Raw genomic sequence first — 24,849 nt, 5'->3', positions numbered from 1 at the left:
TAACGAGAGGTCGCAATGACCTCTCCTACTCCACAGCCAGCACCCGACCAACACAGCACTCGAATAGAAAATGTACGGCTTTGCCAAGGCTGTGAGCTCCCCGTTGACGTCATCTCTGTCAGAAAAGGACGCAGTGCTTTTTGCCCTCGATGTGGAACCCAGCTCTATCGTGGTGGCAACCCAAGCCTTTCTGGTAACCTCGCCATCGCGATCACCTGTTTGATGCTGTTTATCCCTTCTCACTTTTTTAACTTTATCAGCATTCGACTTTTTGGCGTCATGATCCCTGCAACACTCCCATCCGGTATGTTGACTTTAATGGATGAGGGCTTTGTCGCGCTGTCTTTGCTGATCATGTTCTGTAGCTCGCTCGCTCCCTTGCTGGTTTGCAGCTCAGTGGTATTGGCTCATGTCGCACTCAAATACAAATGGTTTAACGCCTTTAAGCATTCGCTGAATATTGTTCAAAATCTAAAGCACTGGATGATGCTCGATGTCTTCCTCGTCAGCATTGCTATTTCTTGTTTCAAGTTGCAGGACTATTCAGACATTTTTGTTGGCCCTGGTTTGATAGGACTGCTGCTGCTGCAGTTATTCAGCGTGTTACTCATTACTCGCGTCAGTGTCAGACGATATTGGGAGGCGTGGCATGCAGAAAGCCACTATCGACTCGCTGAAAAGCACATTCATTGCCATAGTTGTCATCTGTCACAACCTGAGCAAACCAATTGCGTTCGCTGTAGAAAGCCTCTGCACCACCGAAAGCCCCATTCGCTGCAAAAAACATGGGCCTATCTGATCGCTGCGACTGTCGCTATTTTCCCGGCGAACTTAATTCCGATTTCAATCCTCATCACAAACGGACAGAGACTTGAAGACACCATTTACTCCGGTGTCGCTGCATTAATAAAAAATGGTATGCACGGTATCGCCGCCATTATTTTTATTGCCAGTATTGTTGTGCCTGTCGCCAAGATTTTGGGCCTGACATACATACTGCTTTGCATTCATTTCAAGCGCACGATTTACCACCGTCAGCGGATGACCATTTATTTCTTCGTAAAATGGATTGGCAAATGGTCGGTGATGGACCTGTTTGTCATTTCGATCATGATGACCTTGGTCGACCGAGGTCAAATTCTCGATTTCACACCCGGGTATGGAGCGGTCGCGTTTGGTATGGTGGTTGTGTTAACCATGTTAGCCGCAGAAAGTATCGATCCCCGATTGATCTGGGATAACTACTCAGATGTAAAAAAAGATGAGTCATTGCATGAGCAAACAAAATAGTTCGCAGAGTTCGTATACACCAGATGTCCGCAAGAACAAAGGGATATCCCCCCTTTGGATTTTGCCCATCCTCACGATGTTATTAGCCGGATGGCTAGTCGCCAAAGCGATACACGATGCTGGTGAACGAGTACAAATCTATTTCTCCGATGCTCAAGGTCTGGTCGCGGGACGCACTACTATTCGCTACCAAGGTTTAGAAGTCGGTATGGTACGAGACATCAACTTATCGAAAGATCTATCCAATATCTATGTCGATGCCGATATTTACCCCGAGGCCACTCAATTACTGGGAAAAAACACCCGTTTTTGGTTGGTGAAACCAACGGCAAGCTTATCGGGTATTTCAGGATTAGATGCGCTGGTATCGGGTAACTATATCGCCATTCAACCAGGCGCTGACGACGATGAGGCAGAAAGCGTCTTCTATGCTTTAGACAGTGCTCCGACGGATATTCTCGCTGACAAAGGATTAACCATCACCTTGCGCGCGCGAGACTTGGGTGGCGTCTCGATTGGCTCAAAAATTGTCTATAAAAAAATCCCTATTGGGGAAGTCTACAGTTACCGCCTTGCAGAAAATGGCAAGTCGGTGACAATCTTAGCCCGTATCGACGATGAATATCGGCACATCATCAACCAACAGAGCCGCTTTTGGAATGTCAGTGGCATTGGCGCAAGTATTGGTTTTGAAGGGGTTGATGTTCGCCTTGAGAGTATGAGCGCCCTTTTTAGTGGTGCAATTGCCGTGGATTCACCTGATGACGGTGAACCGGTTGAAAAGAATGCGCAATTTCGCTTATACCGGGACTTAAAGACCGCCGGCCGCGGTATTTCTGTTCAGATCACGTTACCAGATGGGCACAATATCAGCTCCAATGGTGCCCCTATCATGTACCGAGGCATCGAGGTGGGTGAAATCACCAATCTCTCCCTCTCTGACGGAAGAGAAATGATCATTGCTAACGCAGCAATCCAGCCCGCCTTCAGCGACATGCTCACCACAGGCAGTGACTTTGTACTAGAAGAGGCGAAAGTTTCTCTCTCTGGAGTGGAAAACATTAGCAACTTGGTGCGCGGTAACTTTCTCACGTTAGTGCCAGGTGAAGGTGATAAATCTCGTCGATTCACAGCCATTAAAAAAGATGACTACGCGCAACAACAAGCAAAGTCGGTTTCCATTCGTTTGATTTCCGAAAGCTCTTACGGTTTGGATGCTGGTGCAAACCTGCTCTATAAAGGTATTGTGGTCGGATCGATCACTAAAGTAGGACTCATCAGTAAAACATCGGTAGAGAGTAGCAATCACGAAGTTTTTCTTGATGTACTGGTTGATCAACAATACGCACATCTCATTCGCGCAAACAACCGATTCTTTGTAACGGGCAGTGCGACAGCAGAACTCACAGAGTCAGGGCTAAATGTGACCGTTCCTCCAGCGAAACAACTGCTTACCGGCTCAATCAGTTTCATCAGTGAAGGGAAGCCGCAGGCGAATCAAGCCTACCAGTTATTCCAAAGCCGTTCGCTGGCTGAACTGGCAAAATTTAACCAAAGTGGCTCACAAACTCTAACGCTGTTCGCCTCTGAGTTGCCTCCTATTTCCAAAGGTAGCCCTCTTCTTTACCGCAACTTGACGGTGGGCAATGTTTCCGATTTTTCCTTGGCAAACGGTGGTGTAGAGGTTTCAATCAGCATCGAGAATCGTTATAAGCATCTCATCAATGATCAAACGGTTTTTTGGAACCGCTCGGGCGTCGAAGTGGACGCCAGCTTGGCCGGGGTGGCAATCAAAGCCGCTCCGCTTAAAACACTACTACAAGGTGGAATTGCTTTTGACACGGTCGCAGGCATTGAGAACAAAACTGGACAGCATTGGAAACTCTATCCGGACCAAAACCAAGCGCGCAAATTTGGCCGAATCATTACACTCAGAACCGATGGAGGGCAATCCCTCAGCAAGGGAATGGCGATCCAATATCAAGGGGTCAAGGTAGGAGAAATCACGCTAGTGGCGCCTGATTTCAACAAAGGCATCGTAGAGGCATCAGCAAGAATTCTGCCAGAATACGTTGCCAATGTGGCTTTGCAAGGTTCTCATTTTTGGTTAGCGGAACCCAAGATTGGCCTAAATGGGGTAAAAAACATCGACGCCCTAATCAGCAAATACATCCAGGTAGAGCCAGGAAAAGGGAAAGCGGCATTCAGTTTTGAATTAGCCAATAAGCCACCTCATCCAACGGGAACTGTGTTTACACTACAAAGTGAGCATCGTGGCTCGGTCAGTGTTGGAACGCCGATTCTTTATCGCGATATGGAAGTGGGCAGCGTGACCGATGTCCAGCTTGGTAAGTTTGCTGATCGTGTTGTCTTTAGTATCGAGATTCAAAACGAATACGCTTATTTGGTCAGACAAAACAGCCTGTTTTGGAATGTGTCTGGCGTAGACGTTTCAATAGGCCTATCCGGTGCAAACATCAAAGCGGGCTCATTTGATAGCTTGGTTCGAGGTGGCATTGCCTTCGCAACTCCACCGCAAAAACAACTCGAGCCTATCGCGCAGCAAGGCCAAGCATTTTTCCTCTACGACAAAGCCGAGGAAGATTGGAAAAAGTGGCGAACGGCCATTCCTAAACCTTAGTTTGACTCTAAATGCAGCTTTCGGGCTGCATTTTTATTTTTGTCTGCTCGCCAATTCGTTTATCATTCCCCTCCCATATTGGCACCTGGAACCCTACTGTGCATTCAAACGTCTATCTGCCAGAAACCTTTCTGGAAAAAATCAAAACCATCCTACCTAGCGCCCTGAACATGGACGACTTTATCGCCTACTGTCAGCAGCCACTGCGTAAAAGTATCCGCGTCAACACGCTCAAGATCTCCGTTGATGCCTTTCTTACCATCGCGCAAGAGAAAAGTTGGACGCTTCACCCTGTTCCTTGGTGTGAAACCGGTTTTTGGATTGAGGCAGATGAAAGCAAAGTACCGCTTGGCAACACGGCTGAGCACATGTGCGGTTTGTTCTATATTCAAGAAGCCAGCTCAATGATGCCAGTTAGCGCGCTCTTTCTGGGTGAAAACCAATTTGAATCGGTGCTGGATACCGCCGCGGCACCTGGCTCTAAAACCACACAAATAGCAGCATTAATGAACAACCAAGGCATTTTGGTCGCGAACGAGTATGCTGCAAGCCGAGTGAAAGTGCTTCACGCCAACATTGAACGTTGTGGTGTTCGAAATGCAGCATTGAGTAACTTTGATGGCCGTGTGTTTGGTGGTTGGCTACCAGAATCGTTTGATGCTGTGTTGCTTGACGCCCCTTGCTCAGGCGAAGGCACCGTGCGCAAAGACGAAGATGCAATGAAAAACTGGTCCCAAGAATCAGTACTTGAAATTGCGGCGACACAAAAAGATTTGATCGAAAGTGCATTTCAAGCGCTCAAACCGGGTGGTGTCATGGTTTACTCGACCTGCACATTGAGCGAAGAAGAAAACCAGCAAGTTTGTCACCATCTAAAACACACTTTTGGCGATGCCGTGGCGTTTGAAAGTTTGAGCTCGCTCTTCGATGGCGCAGAGAAAGCGCTAACCGAAGAAGGGTTTCTGCATATTTTCCCGCAAGTGTACGACAGTGAAGGTTTCTTCGTCGCGCGTATTCGCAAACTGGCGTCGGTCAACACTCCAGACGTCAACAAGAAAATGGGTAAGTTTCCATTTCAAAAAGCGAGTAAAAAAGAGAGTGCCTTGATTGAGAAATCCCTCTCTGATTCACTTGATATCAGTTTACCCACGGACAGCACCATTTGGTTACGAGACAACGATGTTTGGCTCTTCCCTAATGCTTTAGAACCCATGCTGGGTGAACTGCGCTTCTCTCGTATGGGGATCAAGCTGGCTGAAAAGCACAAGAATGGCTATCGTTGGCAGCATCAGATTGCAACAACATTAGCCAGCGGCGATGAGAAAACCGTTGTGGACATCGACACCGATGCCGCACGCGAATGGTTTATGGGTCGTGATATTTACCCAGACAACAGTGGCAAAGGTGAAGTTTTCGTCCGCTACCAAGGTGCCATTATCGGCTTGGGAAAATGGGTCAGTAACAAAATTAAGAATGGTTTGCCAAGAGAGTTGGTCAAAGATAAGAATTTGTTCTAGTTATAAGACCGCTTCCAAAAACAAATGAGTTCGACGCGTCGAACTAAGCAGCTCTAAAAGCCTGTACTACAATTAAGATTAGTTGAACGTGAAAGTGTTGGAGAGAATCCCCCTCAAGTAACTTTCCCAGACTTTACGGCACAACACAATTTAGCGCAGGCTCTTACGAGCCACTTCCCCTGGGCCCAACGATGGAAGCGATGGGCCTTTTTTTATATTAACGTTACATTTCGCTTATAACTGCCAGTTAACGACAACAACAGGCAATGATTTACTAACGAAGAATGCGATATGGCCACTATTTCACTAAACGAATGCCATCATCTTCAATCGTGATTTTTCCAGTTTTAAACAGACCACCAATCGTCTTTTTATAAGTGCCCTTACTGGTGCGGAATGCTGCAAAAATAGCATCAGGGCTGGATTTGTCATTAAGTGGTAAGAAGCCGCCTTTCTTTTCAAGTAGTTCTAGCACTTTTTCTGACAAATCATCCATCTTCGCGACGCCAACCTTCTGCAACGACAAATCAATTTTTCCATCTTCACGGATGTTCTTAATGAAGCCTTTCAGCTTCTTGCCAATAAACAGCTTGCCAAAAACATCCGATGGAAAAATCATGCCCCAGTGTGAACCATTGACAATCGCTTTGAAGCCCAACTGACTGCGCTCAGCAATGATCAGATCCACTTGCTCGTTGCGGGTGTAGTTCGCCGGTGTTTTATCAAGTAGCTTATTGAATTTGGTGGTGCCGACAATTCGGCCAGAGGCTTTATCGGTGTACACATACACGAGAATCGATTGACCAGCGGTAAAACGGCTGCGTTGCTCACTGTATGGCACCAGTAGATCTTTCTCTTTGATGCCCCAGTTAACAAAAGCACCCGTGCTGTTGACACCCTCAACCTTCATCAAGCCCCATTCGCCCACTTGTGCGATTGGCGTTTCAGTTGTAGCTGCCAATTGATTGTCGGAGTCAAAGTAAATAAAAACATCGATTTGAGCGCCGACGTCACAGCCTTCTGGCACATGTTTGTTTGCCAGTAAAATGCTGCCGTAGTCTTTTCCATCTAGGAATACACCAAAATCTGTGCGTTTAGTTACTTCTAAGTTGTTAATTTGACCAACTTTAATCATTGAATATATCTCACTGCAAATTTGCAGAGATTATACGTTATCTCTGCTATTCTTGCGCAAGTCTCAATACAATTATTTATCAAATAGGGTATTTCGTTGATTTCAGTCGATAAACAAGACTCCATCACCCTCAAGATCAGCCATATTATGGGGGCAAGTAAAAAACTCGATCTCGACTTCTACCTATTCGTACCTGGAGAGCTTGGGCTAACGCCTGAAGTTCTCTCTGAATCTGAGTTTTACTATACCTCTGTGGTGCAAAAGCGTTCTTATTACAGTGACAAAACGCTACTGCCTTTAGTTCACAGCCGATTAGCACAGCGGGGGCGTTTATCCAACACTCAGTATCGTGTTAGCTTGAGTTTGTTTGCCTATCAGTACGTGATCGCACTTGATAAAGCCGTGGCTAAACTGAATGAGCAATCCAGTGACGGCGTCACCGAAGATCAAGTCGATGAAGTGATTGAGATTTCTCTCGATATCCTCAAAAGACTGCGCCGCTCTATCCCGTATGAAGAAATTCTCAAGCGTTATTACGTCAACATCGATAACTATCTTTCTTGGTACACAGAACAAAAATTTCTTGCCTTGGTTGCCCACTTACCACGTGAAGGCGATTACAGCACCATCAAGGATCGCTTAATCACTCTCTGCGAAAAAGAGCAAGCACATCGAAAACTCAATAAGTACAACTCATCCAACGCAGCGGACGATGCAACGCGCATGACCAATAAAATGCGCCTTTTGCGGCGTTTGATTGAACATCCCATTGTTCTTAATGAGAAAAGTGTTTCATTGGGAAACAACATCAAACGGGTGATTAAAGGACTGGCAACCGGTCTTGTGATGGTATTTGTGACCACAACTGTGATTTCTGCGCGAGACTATCTTGGAGAAATTTCCGCATCGTTTATCGTGGCTATGTCGGTGATCTACGCGCTTAGAGAGATCTTTAAAGACGACTTACGTGACATGATGTGGCGTTGGATCCGCAAAGGTAAGCCGAAGTGGCGTCGCAAATACACCGACCCCACGACAGGGAAAGAGGTCGGCCACAAGTTGGAATGGTTAGATTACACCGTCATCAATAAACTGCCGGATCGCATTCAAGCTATTCGGAAACGACGCGTGGTTCAGCGTGAAGAGCAAATTCTTCACTACCACGCCAAAACGGAAATGTCGACGTCTCGCTTTTTGAGTGGCTATGAGCAAACACGCGAAACATTCAACATCAGTTTAAGACCATTTACACGTTTGATGGACAAAGGCAGCAACCGTATCTATCGGCTACAAGATGGGCAAGTCAGTCGCGAATCAGTGGAAAAACGCCATCTCTTTAATCTGATTGTGAAAGAAAACACCCACCAAGGTGAGCCCGTTTACTACCGCTGGAAAATTGTCATGAATCGCTCGAAAATTGTTGCCATCGAGAAAATCGAACAACCTGAAACCTAGCGTTACGCCCTAGGCGTCACTTTTTTAATCGATAGGGTTAAATCAAATTCGGCCATCGGCTCATCCCCATGCAAGGTGGGACAAAGCGCGGTAATTCGAACATCTTGATTAACCCTTTCACCTGTTTGCATGGTTTGAGCCAGCATTTGGTCGATCAAAGGGCCATCATGGCAAACAAAATGCACATCCGCCTCTGGCCTTTTAAGAAATTCCGCCTTAACGCCCTTAAACGCCAAGGAAATTTTCTCTCCTTGATTTTTGGCTTTGCTCATCGCCAAAAAACCACCTGCCACATCCGCACCAACCGCTAATGCGCCGAAGTACATACTATTCAGGTGGTTCTTTGTTCGTTTTCTTAGGGGGATTTTCACTTCGACCATGTTTTCATCAATAGCAATGATTTTGGGGCGACACAACCAGATCAGTGGGACTTTTGAAAACCCAAACATATTGAGATAAAGATTGGCTTTTTGTAGTGACGTAAGCATAGTGGCGTTTCCTTATAACTAGTCTGACCAGTTTCCTGCGCACAGCACCAGTTGTCAAAGAGTTGTTAACAAAAATCATCAGGTCGCTGAGTCGATCACGAATTTATCCCCGCGATTCATCATCAATTCAGTGAAAAATGTTCATTAACTCCCTTTTCATTAAGGCTTTTATTTATTAACAGTTGCTCATACCGTTTCACTTACGCTTATATTCATTTTAATTCACGCTAGCTTTACAGTTTGACACGGAAATAGATCCGTAAGATTCCAGTTAAATGGTTTATTCCTGAGACTAATTCCGTTATCTTTACCGCTTCGTTATAAATACCAAAGCTATCACATGCCACTAAAAACCGATGAATTGAGAACCCAACCTTTGGGTCCAATGCCAACTCCTGCTGAGTTGAGCCAAGCCCATCCGATTACCGACGATGTGGCCGAGCGAATTGCGAAATCTCGCAGACAAATTGAAGATATTTTAACGGGTAAGGACAACCGCCTTTTGGTGATTGTCGGTCCTTGCTCTGTGCACGATACTGAAGCCGCGATTGATTACGCGACGCGTTTGAGCTCGATTCAAGAGCAGTATCGCGATGAGCTGTTCATCGTTATGCGCACCTACTTTGAAAAACCACGCACTGTGGTGGGCTGGAAAGGCCTCATAACCGACCCAAATCTGGATGGCTCGTACGCACTAGAAGCTGGCCTGCATAAAGCACGTAAGCTATTGCTCGACATCAACAAACTTGGCCTTGCTACCGCAACTGAGTTTCTTGACATGATCACCGGTCAATATATTGCTGATTTGATCACTTGGGGCGCGATTGGAGCTCGAACCACTGAATCGCAAATTCACCGTGAAATGGCATCTGCACTCTCCTGCCCGGTTGGCTTTAAAAACGGCACCAACGGCAACGTGAAAATTGCGATTGACGCAATTCGCGCATCAAAAGCTTCGCATTACTTCTACTCTCCAGATAAAAATGGCCGCATGACCGTTTACCGCACCAGTGGTAACCCATATGGACACATTATTCTGCGTGGTGGTGATACCGGCTCTAACTTTGATGCAAAATCGGTTGAGTCTGCCTGTCAATCACTGGCTGAGTTCGATTTGCCACAGCGTTTGATCGTTGATTTCAGTCACGCGAACTGTGAAAAGCAACATCGCAAACAGCTCGATGTCGCGCAAGACATTTGTAACCAGCTAAAAGCAGGCAGCACTTATATCGCAGGCATCATGGCAGAAAGCTTCATTACCGAAGGCAATCAGCCGATGACTGATCTTGATAACTTGACCTACGGCCAATCGATCACTGACCCTTGCCTAAGCTGGGAACACACAGCGCAAATGCTGGATATGCTTGCGACTGCTGTAAAAGAAAGCCGTTAAGATAATAACTATAGGAACTTAAACCATGCCGTCATTTGACATTGTTTCTGAAATCGATACCGTTGAACTACGCAACGCTGTAGACAACTCAAACCGTGAGCTTTCGACTCGTTTTGATTTTCGTAACGTGCAAGCTAGCTTTGAGCTAGTAGAGCAAACGGTAAAAGTCTCTGCTGAAGGTGACTTCCAGTTAAAGCAAATGCGCGATATTTTACGTGGTCACCTTGCTAAACGTGGCGTTGACGCAAACTCTATGGATGCGAAAACGGCTGAGCAGACAGGCAAAAATTGGCATCAAGACATTGTTTTCCTGCAAGGCATTGAAACGCCAATGGCGAAAAAAATCGTTAAGCTGATTAAAGATGCCAAACTGAAAGTACAAGCTTCTATCCAAGGCGACAAAGTTCGCGTAACGGGTAAAAAACGCGACGATTTGCAAGAAGCTATTGCAGCAATTCGTGCCGCAGAACTTGGCCAACCGTTCCAGTTCAATAACTTCCGTGATTAGTGCATCGAACGGAATAAACAAAGCCTCTATCGAATAGAGGCTTTGTTCAATTAATAAGCCAAAAAAGAATGGCTGAACACTGCCAGTGATATGGAATCTTGTTGACTGTTCACCGCCAACAGAGCATCACTTACACACTAAGTGACTCATCAAATCAACTAGGCTTTTTCAACATGTTGAATGCTTCCCAACGCCACCAATAGGCAATCTAAAGAGCCCTATCGCTCAATCACCAAATCACCCTGCTGAAGAAAACTGAACTCATTGCTTCCAGATGGAAACAAGACACAAATCTTAATCGGTTCGTTTTTGGCTTCCTGTAGCTTTTCAGCAAGCTGTGCGGGAGACGTGTAACTGAAACGAACAGCATCTCTTCGCACCATTTCCAAAAACGGTTCAGACAACGCTTTTGGAGCAAGGACCAACTCTGCTTTCTGCATATAGCGCAAGGCCTTAATAGGTAACATTTCAACATCATCACTGCATGCAATCCAAGTGCACTGAACGTTACGTTGTATCGCCCCTTCAAGGGCCGGCAAAAATAGCTTGTCAAGCTGCTGTTTGTCGCTGGCTAACTTTACCTCTGACAAATCAAAAAACGCTTCCCAAAATGTGCGTCGTTCGTCAATGCTCTCAAAACGCTGTTTCACGGCATGACGTTTTGATTCGGCAAAATCAGCCAATAAACTCAGATTCTGTGGCAATATCGCCTCGAGCGACTCACGAATATTGCGAATCAAAACCGGTGAGGCACCACCACTAGATATTGCAATCTGCACTCGACCACGCACTATCATCGATGGAGTAATGAAATCACAATATGGCTTATCATCTACCACATTTACCAACAAGTTACGCTGTTTTGCGTCTCGATAGACTTGATGATTGAGAGAGGGATTATTGGTGGTAGCCCAAACCTGGACATAATGCCCATCCATCAATTCAGAAGAGTAAAAGTTCTTAACCCAGTAGCAAGCACCTTCTTTCACCCATTGCATCAACTCTTCAACCAACGTCGGGGAAACGATCGTTACTTTTGCACCTGCTTTTAACAAAGCCTCAATCTTGCGACTTGCAACTTCCCCTCCACCAACAACAAGTACGGGTTTGTTTTCTAGATCCATGAAAAGAGGAAAATATCGCATTTCGATCCCTGTCTATTGTTTCTCACTACGAGGCTCATCGTAACAGATTTGGTGCATAAATATCATCACAAAGTGGCACAACAAATAATTTTCGTTCAAATTTCAAGCCATTTTTGGTTGATTAATCCAATATCCACAACTCAAGCAAACTGAAAGTCGGCAATACTATTAATATATTTAACAAAAGCTCTCCTGCACCAAAGTATAAACCTGTTGCACTATTTACAATCGGTTAACACTTCGTCATTCTAATTACTGTTGGGTTTGTGATTACTCTCAAAAATCTTTTTAAATTATACATTTGAGAAATCCACAATCCTTTCCTACGCTTATAAATAATTGATTTTTGGATAGCCGTTTTTAGCCAAAATCAATCAGTTAGGATACGCACACAACTTTTGAGCACGTTGTATCAGGTTTTACCTGGTCTAACATGGATCATACAGGAAGGATACAAATGGCAAATAAATTAACAATTTTGGCTTCATTGGTAGCGGCTTCTACTGCTATGTTGTCATCAAATGCATTCGCTGCAGAAACCACTCTAGACAAAGTGATGAAACAGGGCTTTGTTACCTGCGGTGTCAGTACTGGTTTACCTGGTTTTTCTAACCCTAACTCCAAAGGAGAATGGGAAGGGATTGACGTAGAATACTGCCAAGCGATTGCAGCTGCAGTGTTAGGCGACAAAACCAAAGTTAAGTTTGTTCCACTTACTGCAAAAGAGCGTTTTACCGCTCTACAATCAGGCGAAATTGACGTTCTATCTCGCAACACCACATGGACTCTACAACGCGACGCTGCTCTTGGTCTTAATTTCGTAGGCGTAAACTATTACGATGGCCAAGGCTTCATGGTGAAAAAAGATCTTGGCATCAAGAGCGCGAAAGAGCTCGATGGTGCTTCAGTGTGTGTGCAATCTGGTACCACAACCGAACTTAACCTTGCAGACTACTTCCGCAACACAGGTATGAGCTACAAGCCTGTTGTGTTTGATACGGCAGCACAAACCTCAAAAGGTTTTGATGCTGGTCGTTGTGACGTGCTTACAACTGACCAATCGGGCCTTTATGCGCTTCGTCTAAACCTTGAAAAGCCTGATTCAGCCGTCGTTCTTCCGGAAATTATTTCAAAAGAGCCTCTTGGACCTGTTGTTCGCCAAGGTGACGATCAGTGGTTCAACATCGCTAAGTGGACACTCAATGCGATGATCAACGCAGAAGAGTACGGTATCACCTCTAAAAACGCGGAAGAAATGCTTAAGTCCGACGATCCAAACATCAAACGCATCCTAGGTATCGATGGCCCTAAAGGTAAAGGTCTAGGCATTCGTGACGATTGGGGTTACCAAGTCGTGAAGCAAGTAGGCAACTATGGGGAAAGCTTTGAGCGAACTGTTGGTACGGGCTCTCCACTGCAAATTTCACGTGGTGTGAATGCACTGTGGAATGCTGGTGGCTTCATGTACGCGCCACCGATCCGTTAATCACTTCCTACTATTAAATGGGCGGACAAGTGCCGCCCTTTTTTCTAGATAATGGATTAGAGGTTATTGTTGTATGAACCCTGATAAAAACATCTCGTCAAGTGCTCCCGCTAAGCCGGCAGCGGTAGGCAATCTGATTTACAACCCCACTTTTCGTTCGGCCGTTTTCCAAGTTATTGCTATTTTGGCGTTGGTCTTCTTCTTCTACACCATCATTAACAACGCACTTACTAACTTGAGTTCTCGAGGCATTGCAACCGGTTTTGACTTTCTGTCTCAAGAGGCTGGATTTGGTATCGGTTTAACCTTGATTGAGTACAATGAAACCTACTCTTATGGTCGTACTTTTATCATCGGCTTACTGAACACCGCGTTAGTCTCCTTTTTAGGTATTATTCTTGCTACATTTCTTGGCTTTGTCATTGGCATTGCTCGCTTATCCTCAAACTGGTTGGTGAGCCGTTTCGCAGCGGTCTATATCGAAATTTTCCGCAACGTTCCCTTGCTACTGCAGATATTCTTTTGGTATTTCGCAGTACTTCAAGCTCTTCCCTCTCCGAGACAAAGTATCAGTTTGGGTGAAGCGGTATTTTTGAACGTGCGTGGATTGTTCTTGCCTAAACCCATTTTCGAATCAGGTAGTGCATTTATTTTTGCTGCCTTGTTCGCTGGGATGATCGCCACCTTAGTGATTGGTGTCTGGGCTAAAAATAAGCAGAAGTTGACCGGTCAACAAACACCGATGGGACGTATTGCGCTCGCACTCATTGTAGGTTTACCTGCCGTCGTCTATTTTATTTCCGGTATGCCGATATCGACAGAATACCCACAACTCAAAGGTTTTAATTATCAAGGTGGTATTAGCATCATTCCAGAGCTAGCGGCACTGCTGCTTGCGCTGAGTATTTATACCGCAGCCTTCATTGCTGAGATTGTTCGCTCTGGCATTAACGCGGTGAATCATGGCCAAACCGAGGCCGCAATGTCTTTAGGCTTGCCACGTTCACGCACGCTCAAGTTGATTATTATTCCCCAGGCACTACGGATCATTATTCCTCCACTCACCAGCCAATACTTGAATCTGACAAAGAACTCATCGCTAGCGATGGCGATTGGTTATCCAGATTTGGTGTCCGTATTTGCCGGAACAACGCTCAACCAAACAGGACAAGCCATTGAGATCATTGCGATGACGATGGGTGTGTACTTGACGTTGAGCTTGACCACTTCCGCATTGATGAATATTTACAATAAAAAAGTCGCTTTGGTGGAGAGATAAAATGAAAGTACATCAATTTCAGCCAAATCTTCCACCGCCAGCCAACACCGTGGGTGTTTTGAGTTGGATGAGGAAGAATTTGTTTAACAGCCCAGTAAATTCAGTCCTAACCATCATACTTGCTTACTTTGCAATAAGTGCATTCTGGTACATCTTGGATTGGGCGTTTTTGAAAGCAGATTGGATTGGCACCACCCGCGATGCATGCAGTCGTGAAGGTGCTTGCTGGGTGTTCATTAGTGTGCGTTGGGAGCAGTTCATGTATGGGTTTTACCCACAAGAAGAACTGTGGCGCCCTCGCCTGTTCTACATTACGCTGGCGATTTTCACTGTGCTACTCGCCTATGAGAAAACACCAAAACGAATGTGGATTTGGTTGTTCTTTGTCAACATCTATCCTTTTATAGTGGCTGGATTACTCTATGGCGGCGTATTCGGTTTAGAAGTAGTGGAAACCCACAAGTGGGGCGGTTTACTCGTTACTTTAATCATTGCGCTAGTGGGGATAGTCGTTTCACTTCCAATTGGTGTTGCCCTCGCTTTGGGTCGTCGCTCTGATATGCCCATTATTAGAAGCTTGTGTACCGTGTATATCGAGGTATGGCGTGGTGTGCCGTTGATTACAGTGCTTTTCATGGCTTCAGTTATGCTGCCACTCTTCTTGTCCGAAGGGTCAGAAACGGATAAGTTGATTCGAGCCTTGATTGGCGTGGTGATGTTCAGTGCAGCCTACATGGCAGAAGTAGTGCGTGGCGGCCTGCAAGCGATACCAAAGGGCCAATACGAGGCAGCCGACGCTTTAGGGCTCACGTATTGGAAAAAAATGGGCTTAATTATTCTTCCGCAAGCGCTGAAAATTACCATTCCGTCCATCGTAAACACCTTTATTGGCCTCTTTAAAGACACCAGCCTTGTACTGATCATCGGTATGTTCGATGTGTTGGGCATTGGTCAAGCAGCAAACACCGATCCTGAGTGGCTTGGTTTTGCTACAGAAAGTTATGTATTTGTCGCGTTAGTGTTCTGGATATTTTGTTTTGGCATGTCGAGATACTCGATATGGCTAGAAAATAAACTACACACCGGTCACAAACGATAATTCAGAAAACTCAAGGACGTATTATGACGCAACAACAAGATTACATGATCCAACTGAAGGATATGAATAAGTGGTACGGTGAGTTTCACGTACTAAAAAACATCAACTTGAATGTGAAGAAAGGCGAAAAGATTGTAATTTGTGGACCATCAGGTTCAGGAAAGTCAACCATGATTCGCTGCATCAATCGCTTAGAAGAACATCAAGCTGGCCAGATCATCGTTTCTGGTAATGAACTGACCGAAGACCTAAAAAACATCGAAGCAGTAAGACGAGAAGTTGGTATGTGTTTCCAACATTTTAACCTCTTCCCTCACCTAACGGTCTTGGAAAACTGCACACTAGCGCCGATTTGGGTGAAGAAAATGCCGAAGGAGGAAGCTGAAGCCATCGCAATGAAATACCTTGAACGTGTAAAAATCCCAGAGCAAGCGGACAAATATCCAGGCCAGCTTTCTGGTGGGCAACAGCAACGCGTTGCCATTGCTCGTTCATTGTGTATGAGCCCTAAAGTGATGTTGTTTGACGAACCGACATCTGCACTTGATCCAGAAATGGTACGTGAGGTGTTGGATGTTATGGTTGAACTGGCAGAAGAAGGCATGACCATGTTGTGTGTAACCCACGAAATGGGCTTTGCAAAAGAAGTTGCCGATCGGGTGATTTTCATGGATGCCGGGGAGATCATTGAAGAAAACAATCCGAAAGAGTTTTTTGAGAATCCTCAATCGGACCGTACACAAAACTTCCTTGCACAAATTTTGCACCACTAATGCGAACCACCGAGTAAAAGAGGCGTTTTATCCGCCTCTTTTTTCGTTTTAAGTGGAAATAAAGTGTTACAAACTGGATAGTGCATAACTCATTATTTCTACTATCATTTTGGCTAGGTAAAAATAAACTCAGGCTTGATTTTTGGAACTATCGGCCTCATATATAGACATATAAATTAAACATACCTTCAAGAGGAAGATTATGAACAGTCCTATGTTTACTCGCACATCGAGTATGGAAAGTACTCTTCAAACCAATAAGGTTTTGAAAAACACGTACTTTCTGCTCTCTATGACCCTTGTGACCAGCGCTATCGCCGCGGTTGCAACTATGGCTATAGGTATTTCTCCGATGATGGCACTTGTGATGCAAGTCGCTGCAATCGGCATTCTGTTTTTTGCTCTACCACGTAGCATTAACTCATCAATGGGCATTGTTTGGACATTCGTCTTCACAACATTAATGGGTGGGGCTCTTGGTCCAATGCTGACTTACTACGCTTCAATCCCAAGCGGCCCTACTATTATTGCTCAAGCTTTGGGTTTAACAGGCATGGTATTCCTAGGGCTTTCGGCATACACCATCACCAGCAAAAAAGATTTCTCTTTTATGCGTAACTTCTTGATGGCAGGCCTCATCATTGTCATCGTTGCAGCTATCATCAACATCTTTGTTGGCTCAACGCTAGGTCAGCTTGTTATCAGCAGTGTATCTGCATTGGTTTTCTCTGGATTCATCCTATTTGATACTAGCCGTATCGTTCGAGGTGAAGAAACCAACTACGTGAGTGCAACGATTTCAATGTACCTAAATATCTTGAACTTGTTCACAAGCCTACTAACCATTTTAGGCATCATGAGAGATGATTAATCGTTTTGCATAAACGCGAATCAAGAGCCCGAAGCATTGCTTCGGGCTTTTTCTATTTATGTTTGCCAAGAAAAATCCCGATTTGCACGCTTTTTCTTCGCTCAACATAACTATGAGAATCTTTTGTTGAGCAGCACCTTACCGGTACGCTACCCTATACACATCACCAGTAACATGATGGATACAACGTATGTTCGTCTATAACGGCAAAGAAATTGAAACCGATGCTCAAGGTTACCTACTCGACCACACGCAGTGGGAAGAAGGAATGATTGCGATACTTGCCGCCCAAGAAGGCATTGAACTCACAGATGCGCATCTAGAAGTAGTTCACTTCGTGCGTAACTTTTACCAAGAGTTTAATACATCGCCAGCGGTGAGAATGCTGGTGAAAGCGATGGAAAAATCACACGGGCCAGACAAAGGCAACAGCAAGTATCTTTTTAAGCTTTTTAAAGAAGGGCCAGCAAAACAGGCGACCAAACTTGCAGGTTTACCAAAACCGGCAAAGTGCCTCTAACTCCCTATTCTTATCCTGTAGCGCTCAGCTACAGGATTTCAAACCCTTGAAATTCACGACAGGTAATTTCTTCTCTTTTAAGCTCATCGACGCGAGCCGTTTTGGGGCCGTGTTTTAACCACTGAGCAAACTCTTCTATCTTCTCCAGTTCACCACAGGCGATAACTTCAACATCTCCGTTATTCAAATTCTTCGCATAACCGACTAAATTGAACTTTAAACCCTGATGAGAGGTGTGATAGCGGAACCCAACGCCTTGAACTATGCCAGAGACCACAAATTTTTCGCATCTTATTGTCATCCGTATACCTCTCCGTTTTTTTGAGTGATATATTTATTAAGTCTATTCACCCCACAAAGGACCGTGGGTTACTACGAGTATAATAATTATGAAAGAAATCCCTTTTCGTTGGATTGATAAATATCTCATCCATCTAAAAATTCAAGAAAAGTTCTACTTGCTTTTCCTTCTCCCGCTAGTTGCACTGCTCATTCTTACCCTGGTTTTGGATAATGCAGCGGATGCCATGCTCAATCATTTGTATCAAGATGAACTTGTACTGATGAAGAATTTGATTGAAGCTGGTAACTTATCTCGCTCACAGGCCATGGATATCTTAGCCTCTTCCGACGTTATTTCAATTGGTAGTGGCATCGGTTCCGTTTCTGTTCTTAATGGCGCTTTTAGTATCGTTGCTACTCACGAACAAGACCTTTGGGCTGCCCTTTCAACTGCTCATTGGACCATTATCTGCGTCTCATTGTTCATCGTCGCATTAGCGGTTTACTACATTATGACGTTCATTGGTGGCGCAATGTTTACCATGAACAAAGCACTAAACACGCTAGCAAGCGGAGACTTAACGGCTCGAATGAACTTTTTCCAAGTTCGTGATGAGTTTAGCACCATCGCGATCACTATCGACAAAGTCGCCGAAAGAGAGCAAAAGATGGTGTTGTCGATACAAGAGTCGGTTGCGCTCATGCAACAAATCAGCTCCGATCTTAATCAATCCATCTCCAATAGTTCGGAGATTTCAAATACTCAACAAGAACATTTGAACTCATTAGCCAGTGCAACGGAACAGATGGCATCAACCATCAGAGAGGTCGCGAATCTTGCCCATGACTCAAGCGCGCAAACAGACGATGCGCGCAGTGTTGCTCAATCTGGTCAGGTTAAAGTTTCAAATACTCTAAACTCGATTTCACAACTTTCTACTGAAATTCAGTCGGCATCTAAAGCGGTTGAGGAACTCGATGCCAATGCAGCGCAAATTGATGAAGTCGTCACCACCATCAACGGTATTTCTGGGCAAACCAACCTACTGGCGCTTAACGCAGCGATCGAAGCAGCACGTGCTGGTGAACAAGGACGCGGATTTGCAGTAGTAGCCGATGAAGTTCGTGCGCTTGCCGGACGAACGCAACAAGCGACCGTCGAAATTCAAGCCATGATTGAGTCATTACAGCGTAATAGCCAATCACTGACTAAGTTGATGGAAGTCACGGTCAACAACGCGAACCAAGGACAGACCTTGATGTCAGAAGTCAATCATGAAATTGCTTCACTGGCAGATAAGAACCAAACCATTTCAGACAGCAGCACTCAGATTGCCACTGCTGCGGAAGAGCAAGGTGTGGTTGCCGACAATATCGCTGCCAGTGTGGAAGAGATTCGCATGCAATCAAACAACGTGTGTGAAATGATCAATATGACTTCTCGCAATGTCGAGCAGCTACGCCGTCAAAGTGATGTGATGGAAAACTTATTAACGGGAATAAAAGCATAATCTCGACAAAAAATGCTAAAGGCCGCGCTCGCGGCCTTTTTGCTATTTGCTTTTCTACGCTGATTCCTTGAAAATACCCCACTTTCATTTTTGCTTAAGAGAATTTCAATGTCCGCTGCCATCTATTTAGTAAAAGGTCGTGAGAAGTCAGTTGTTAGACGCCACCCTTGGATCTTTTCTCGTGGGATCGATAGAGTCGAAGGTAATCCACAATTAGGAGAAACCGTTGATGTTTATGGTCACGATGGCAAATGGTTAGCCAAAGCAGCCTACTCTCCTGAATCTCAAATTCGTGCTCGCGTATGGAGCTTTGAAAAGCAAGATATTAACAAAGCGTTTTTTGTAAAACGCATCCAAGACGCTCAACTTCTTCGCGAAGATGTGATTGAGCGAGATGGCTTAACGGGCTATCGCCTTATTGCAGCAGAATCTGATGGCATGCCTGGTGTGACCATCGACCGTTACCAAAATTTCTTCGTCTGCCAACTTCTCAGTGCAGGCGCCGAGCATCAAAAGCAAAATATTGTTGACGCCCTCGTTGAGGTTTTCCCTGACTGCAATGTATACGAACGCTCAGATGTTTCTGTACGCAAAAAAGAAGGCCTCAAAGAAACGACTGGTGTGTTACACGGTGAAATGCCACCGAAATCAGTCGTTATCGAAGAAAACGGCGTAAAAATTAGCGTTGATATCGTCGGTGGCCACAAGACCGGTTTCTACCTTGATCAGCGTGACAGTCGCCAACAAGCGATGAAATACGTCAAAGACAAAGAGGTTCTTAACTGCTTCTCTTACACTGGTGGTTTTGGTCTTTACGCTCTAAAAGGCGGTGCAAAGCGCGTGATTAACGCTGATGTATCTCAGCCAGCACTCGATACGGCAAAGTTTAACGCTGAGCTCAATGCGTTCGATATCTCCAAGAAACGCGCGGTTTTCCTAAACGCCGATGTATTCAAACTTTTGCGTGAATATCGAGATCAAGGCACCAAATTTGACGTGGTGATCATGGATCCACCAAAGTTTGCTGAAAGCAAAGCACAGCTCAACGGCGCATGTCGCGGTTACAAGGACATCAATATGCTTGCGATGCAAATACTGAATCCAGGTGGTACTTTGCTGACTTACTCATGCTCAGGTTTGATGGACCAAGTACTGTTTCAAAAGGTCATCGCTGATGCAGCAGTGGATGCAGGCCGTAGCGTAAAGTTTGTTGAACGTTTCGAGCAAGCCGCCGACCACCCAACCGATACGGCTTACCCAGAAGGTTTCTACCTTAAAGGGTTTGCGTGTAAGGTGTTGTAGTTTCATTCATATAAACTTTTGAATAATAAGCAAAGATTAAAAAAGGGCCTTTCGGCCCTTTTTGTTTACTAGTTATCATGAATCTTTAGCAAATCGTTCAAAATCGCATTCATGTTGGTAATAGAGTCTTCGTTTATATAAGACTGATACTGCGATGCACCATTCTCAATAACCACCGTTTGATGGCTAGAACCATGTGAAATCGTCAGTTCTAAGTGACCACCGTTAAGAGTAAGGCCTATCTCGTTACTCTCCAGCAATGAATCGATAGAGTCGTTCTGATTTGTATGGAGCAGATCCGAAAGATCAATCTTATCTTCACCGGCCGTAAAGTCGGTAATGGTGTCTCTCTCACCATCACGCAGTCCTGTTTGATCAACAAACTTGAAGATATCAACACCATCGCCACCCGTTAGGATATCATCACCAAGACCGCCGATGAGGATGTCGTTGCCACTACCACCAGTCAGAGTGTCATTACCAGCACCACCGTATAGGGTATCTTCGCCAACGCCGCCATCCAGCCTATCATTGCCACCTTGACCAAATAGAATATCGTTACCTTCTCCTCCCAAAAGGTGGTCATCCGCATCTCGACTAGAAGAAGAATCAAACTCGCGCATATGGCTTGTAATATAATCATGCATAGTCTTAGCATTTATATTAGCTACACCCATATTGAGTTTTTCAGCTACATATTCTTGAAGTGTTAGCTTTGTCATTCCATCGGCTGCGAATAGTACAGGCTCATCACCGAATAATATGTCGTCACCACTCAATGTGGAAATCGTATCTGCCCCCGGAAGAGTTTCTATTAGCTCACCAGCAATAGCCTCAGCTAATTCATCTACTTTGATGTTGTGGTCAACTACTTTGTCTGTATCAAAAACCTGCAAGATCTCTGCATTGACATCGTCGCCAATACCAATAGCTTGAACAGCCGATAAACCAGCCAAAACGTTAAACATATGAACTGCCTGAACTAGTTGAGATTCATCGGCATCATAGTAGTCCTTATACTTCAGCTTACCATGTTTATCTGACTCTAACGTACCTAGTAACACTCTCTGGCCACTTTGGTCTAAGTAAGGGGAATAAACATCGGCATGTCCGTGATGATACTCAACCACCACTACACCGTTAAGACTAATAGGCCCCGAATTCAAGAGCTGAGATAGATTAAAGTTATCACCCAAAACACCCTGTAAAGACAGTACTTCTCCTGTAGATTTATCTGCATACATCCAGAATTGGTCAAACTCGTCATCGTCAAGGTCATCGTTGCTTGCTCGATTAGGCATTCCATCAGTTATAAAGAACGAATGGTTTGTGGCACCATTTTGGGGTAGCATCGCGAACCAATCGATTGCAGAATCGAAACCCGATTCATAGTTGGTCAATCCCGTATCATTATCAATAATCTTGGTAAGAGCAGCCTCAAACTGACCTTTAGGATCATTCGAACTCAAATCAATACTAATGACATGAGAAGCCCTTGTTGCAAACTCTGTTAGTAGGATGTTTACGGTACCAGCATTGTCACCGCTAGCACTATCTACTAGCTTATTGAATGCCTCTTGAAGCTCAGGTTTAGCCTTGGTGATATCACCAGCCATACTTCCAGAGGTGTCAAAGATAAACGCAATATTGTAATCTTGTCCAGGTACGACCTGAAAACCAGACGTATCGCCAATTACGATATCATTCTCTGCTGATGTCTCGATGCTATCAGAGCCGCTCTGTCCCGTTGTAACCTCATATCCACGAATTGATACCGAGATTGAGCACGTGCCATCAGCACTATCTACAATCGCACCATTTACAACTTCATTGGACGTCGCTGTAACTGTAATTGGAAAGTCTAAGCTGCCTAAATAATCACTAGGCACACGTAGTTCGACATTCACATTTCCGCTATCACCCACAACCACGATCGGCAAGGTGTATACCCCATTTGACGGTAGATATTCTTGACCATCGACGAGAACAGTTACTCCATCAGGTATGCCAGAAAGGGTAATTGTATCTGCCAGAGCTTCACTTCCATCCGTATCGGTCAGTTTGGCATTAATAGTTATGGTGAACTCGGTATACACAGTTTCCTCTTTAACCAAATTACCATTTGAATCCATGATATAAACGCCATCGGTAAAGACAAATCTCTCTATACTGTATAAATCGTCACCTGAGCCAGACCATCCAAATGAAGTATCACGACCTTTCGTGTCTACAACATTCACTTTTTCTTGGTCAGTTCCAACATTCAATGGAGTAATTGTGTATTCAGAACGCTTTCCAGAATAAATAACCGTATCTAGACCCGCTTCACCTAGTTTTGAATGATAAGAACCACCATAAATTGAATCATCACCTTTAGAGCTATACGCTACATCGTCGCCAAGTTCACCTACGATCTGATCAGCACCACCTTTTACATCGAAAAAGTCGTTGAAATTAGTCCCGATGTGTAATTTTCCTAAGTCGTCGCCAGTAATTACCGCCCCTGAACCATTTGCGCCATCAATAAGCTTTTGAACATATTCGCTATAGTCAAAGCTATGATCAATTTTTTCAAGGCCTTGCCCAATTGCTATCGAAACCTTAGGCAGATTAGCGTCAGGTGTTACATCTATAACAACAGCGTACTCTTTGCTAATGCTGACACCATCAGACACTTTAAAGTCGAACTTCGCATAGTCTGACTCTTTATTGCCAACAACAACACCATCCTGAGAGGCACTGTTACTGCTCGATTCATGGCTATCTGGTGTAAATACTAACTTGCCCTCTTTAATGTCTTCATAGCTTACGGTAGTACCAATCTCAATAGCTGTACCATTTAGAGTCAATGAACCATCAAGTGGAACTGACTCAATAATGACAGACAATGACGATGGCAGAGTATCGACATCCGTCACACCAAAATCAGACCACTTAAACACATAGCTTTGATCTTCGTTGGTGACTATATGGCCATCTTCCGCAACCGGAGCTTCATTGACATTCAACTCATTCAGTTTGACATTGATATCGGTGGTTTTCTGCCCACCTAGGCCAGCATTTTCCGTCGCGGTCACCACCAGGCTGTGCACGTTGGCCAGCGCCTCAAAGTCGTTGGCCGCCGCCTCTGAACCGGCTTTCGTCAGGGTGATCACGCCCGTGATCGCATCAATCGCAAACCAGCCATTGTTGTTACCAGACTTGATGATGTAGGTCACCGCTTCGCCATCGGCGTCTTTCGCCGTGACGGTGCCCAGCACACTGTTCTCTGCGCTGTTTTCGTTGTAGCTGAAGCTGTACTGACCGTTAGTGATGCCTTCAAATACTGGCGCGTTGTCATCAATGTTCAACTCCGTCAAGTTCACATTAACTATGGTCTCTTTAACTTCACCTAAGCCAGTCACTTCGGTCGCAGTGACCTGTAAACGGTGTTCATTCAAAAACCGCTCAAAATCATTGGCTTCGGCATCCTGACCTTCTTGGGTCAGCGTAATCGCACCAGTGTCCGGATTAATCGCAAACCAGCCGTTGGTGTTCCCAGATGTAATGCTGTAGGTAACCTTCTCGTTGTCAGCATCAACCGCCGTGACAGTACCTAAAGTGGTACCCGCCAAGCGCCCTTCATCATAGCTGAAACTGTACTCGCCTTCTGGGTTGGTATTTTTAAACTCAGGTGCGTTGTCATCCAGGTTCTGCTCGTTGAGCTTGACTGTGATGTCGGTGGTCTTCACGCCACCCAGACCTGCGTCTTCGGTCGCCGTCACCACCAAGCTGTGCACGTTGGCCAGCGTTTCAAAATCATTAGTCAACGCTTTGGCACCTTCAGCAGTTAAGGTGATCACGCCCGTGGTCGCATTAATCGCAAACCAGCCGTTGTCGTTGCCAGACTTGATACTGTAGGTCACCGTCTCTTTATCCGCATCGGTCGCCTTGACGGTGCCCAGTACGGTGTCCGCCGCGCTGTTTTCGTCGTAGTTGAAGCTGTACTGACCCTCTTCAAAGACTGGCGCGTTGTCATCCAAGTTCTGCTCGGTGAGCGTCACCTTGATGTTGGTGGTGTTGACGCCATCGGAAGCGCCAACCACCAGGTTATGCACGTTCGCCAGCGCTTCAAAATCGTTGGCCGCGGCTTTAACGCCCGCTTCGGTGAGGGT

18 protein-coding genes and 1 pseudogene are annotated in these 24,849 nt (G+C 45.1%); 14 read left to right on the top strand and 5 right to left on the bottom strand.

What is annotated here, in order from left to right; all coding sequences use genetic code 11:
- Positions 1-15: 15 nt before the first annotated feature.
- The 3 genes from LZU85_RS13955 to rsmF all read left to right on the top strand — a co-directional run bounded on the left by LZU85_RS13955 (position 16) and on the right by rsmF (position 5,448).
- The gene (locus tag LZU85_RS13955; RefSeq protein WP_176298825.1) at positions 16-1,290 is read left to right on the top strand and encodes a paraquat-inducible protein A; all 1,275 of its coding nucleotides are present in this window, start codon (positions 16-18) and stop codon (positions 1,288-1,290) included.
- A complete protein-coding gene (locus LZU85_RS13950) occupies positions 1,274-3,931 on the top strand; it encodes an MlaD family protein (RefSeq protein ID WP_176298826.1) in 2,658 nt (885 codons plus the stop codon). The genes LZU85_RS13955 and LZU85_RS13950 overlap by 17 nt, the downstream gene beginning before the upstream one ends.
- A 98-nt stretch (positions 3,932-4,029) precedes the next feature.
- Entirely contained in the window at positions 4,030-5,448 is a 1,419-nt protein-coding gene (rsmF, locus tag LZU85_RS13945; RefSeq protein ID WP_176298827.1) for a 16S rRNA (cytosine(1407)-C(5))-methyltransferase RsmF, read from the top strand.
- A 298-nt stretch (positions 5,449-5,746) separates the two neighbouring features.
- Here rsmF and LZU85_RS13940 read toward each other — a convergent pair whose 3' ends face one another.
- A complete protein-coding gene (locus tag LZU85_RS13940; protein ID WP_176298828.1) occupies positions 5,747-6,583 on the bottom strand; it encodes a CvfB family protein in 837 nt (278 codons plus the stop codon).
- Between the two features lie 96 nt (positions 6,584-6,679).
- Between LZU85_RS13940 and LZU85_RS13935 the strand changes: the two genes are divergently transcribed.
- Positions 6,680-8,038, top strand: coding sequence for a hypothetical protein (locus LZU85_RS13935; protein ID WP_176298829.1), 1,359 nt, complete (start codon positions 6,680-6,682; stop codon positions 8,036-8,038).
- Positions 8,039-8,040: 2 nt separating this feature from the next.
- Here LZU85_RS13935 and LZU85_RS13930 read toward each other — a convergent pair whose 3' ends face one another.
- A complete protein-coding gene (locus LZU85_RS13930) occupies positions 8,041-8,526 on the bottom strand; it encodes a PaaI family thioesterase (RefSeq protein WP_176298830.1) in 486 nt (161 codons plus the stop codon).
- 340 nt (positions 8,527-8,866) lie between these two features.
- On the opposite strand from LZU85_RS13930, the gene LZU85_RS13925 reads away from it, so the two are divergent.
- Both LZU85_RS13925 and LZU85_RS13920 read left to right on the top strand, forming a co-directional pair.
- Positions 8,867-9,919 carry a 3-deoxy-7-phosphoheptulonate synthase gene (locus tag LZU85_RS13925; protein ID WP_237287304.1) on the top strand — a complete coding sequence of 351 codons (1,053 nt, stop codon included), beginning with the start codon at positions 8,867-8,869 and terminating at the stop codon, positions 9,917-9,919.
- Positions 9,920-9,944: 25 nt separating this feature from the next.
- A complete protein-coding gene (locus LZU85_RS13920) occupies positions 9,945-10,427 on the top strand; it encodes a YajQ family cyclic di-GMP-binding protein (RefSeq protein ID WP_017422085.1) in 483 nt (160 codons plus the stop codon).
- A 218-nt stretch (positions 10,428-10,645) separates the two neighbouring features.
- Here the strand turns inward: LZU85_RS13920 and LZU85_RS13915 are convergent, their stop codons facing one another.
- Positions 10,646-11,572, bottom strand: a complete 927-nt coding sequence (locus tag LZU85_RS13915; protein ID WP_176298831.1) for a siroheme synthase — start codon at positions 11,570-11,572, stop codon at positions 10,646-10,648.
- Between the two features lie 457 nt (positions 11,573-12,029).
- Between LZU85_RS13915 and LZU85_RS13910 the strand changes: the two genes are divergently transcribed.
- From LZU85_RS13910 to LZU85_RS13885, 6 genes are all read left to right on the top strand, one after another.
- Positions 12,030-13,058: an amino acid ABC transporter substrate-binding protein gene (locus LZU85_RS13910; RefSeq protein WP_176298832.1), complete on the top strand. Its 1,029-nt coding sequence runs from the start codon at positions 12,030-12,032 to the stop codon at positions 13,056-13,058.
- Between the two features lie 73 nt (positions 13,059-13,131).
- On the top strand, positions 13,132-14,337 hold the full coding sequence (locus LZU85_RS13905) for an amino acid ABC transporter permease (RefSeq protein ID WP_176298833.1): 1,206 nt from the start codon (positions 13,132-13,134) through the stop codon (positions 14,335-14,337).
- Position 14,338: 1 nt separating this feature from the next.
- Positions 14,339-15,436, top strand: a complete 1,098-nt coding sequence (locus LZU85_RS13900) for an amino acid ABC transporter permease (RefSeq protein ID WP_176298834.1) — start codon at positions 14,339-14,341, stop codon at positions 15,434-15,436.
- A gap of 23 nt (positions 15,437-15,459) precedes the next feature.
- The gene (locus LZU85_RS13895; RefSeq protein WP_176298835.1) at positions 15,460-16,209 is read left to right on the top strand and encodes an amino acid ABC transporter ATP-binding protein; all 750 of its coding nucleotides are present in this window, start codon (positions 15,460-15,462) and stop codon (positions 16,207-16,209) included.
- A gap of 202 nt (positions 16,210-16,411) precedes the next feature.
- Positions 16,412-17,080, top strand: a complete 669-nt coding sequence (locus LZU85_RS13890) for a Bax inhibitor-1/YccA family protein (RefSeq protein ID WP_176298836.1) — start codon at positions 16,412-16,414, stop codon at positions 17,078-17,080.
- 190 nt (positions 17,081-17,270) lie between these two features.
- Positions 17,271-17,600 (top strand): TusE/DsrC/DsvC family sulfur relay protein, encoded by a 330-nt coding sequence (locus tag LZU85_RS13885; RefSeq protein WP_237287302.1) that lies wholly within the window; start codon positions 17,271-17,273, stop codon positions 17,598-17,600.
- 28 nt (positions 17,601-17,628) lie between these two features.
- On the opposite strand, the gene yccX is transcribed toward LZU85_RS13885, so the two are convergent.
- Positions 17,629-17,901, bottom strand: a complete 273-nt coding sequence (gene yccX, locus LZU85_RS13880; RefSeq protein ID WP_237287300.1) for an acylphosphatase — start codon at positions 17,899-17,901, stop codon at positions 17,629-17,631.
- 88 nt (positions 17,902-17,989) lie between these two features.
- Between yccX and LZU85_RS13875 the strand changes: the two genes are divergently transcribed.
- Both LZU85_RS13875 and LZU85_RS13870 read left to right on the top strand, forming a co-directional pair.
- Positions 17,990-19,393, top strand: a complete 1,404-nt coding sequence (locus LZU85_RS13875) for a methyl-accepting chemotaxis protein (RefSeq protein WP_237287299.1) — start codon at positions 17,990-17,992, stop codon at positions 19,391-19,393.
- A gap of 108 nt (positions 19,394-19,501) precedes the next feature.
- A complete protein-coding gene (locus LZU85_RS13870; protein WP_237287298.1) occupies positions 19,502-20,695 on the top strand; it encodes a class I SAM-dependent methyltransferase in 1,194 nt (397 codons plus the stop codon).
- 68 nt (positions 20,696-20,763) lie between these two features.
- Here the strand turns inward: LZU85_RS13870 and LZU85_RS13865 are convergent.
- A pseudogene (locus LZU85_RS13865) lies at positions 20,764-24,744 on the bottom strand (cadherin domain-containing protein); the annotation flags it as partial.
- Positions 24,745-24,849 lie beyond the last annotated feature (105 nt).

It is taken from the genome of Vibrio floridensis (assembly GCF_021852965.1).
Lineage (GTDB): Bacteria > Pseudomonadota > Gammaproteobacteria > Enterobacterales > Vibrionaceae > Vibrio > Vibrio floridensis.
This window is presented reverse-complemented; position numbering and strand designations above follow the sequence as displayed.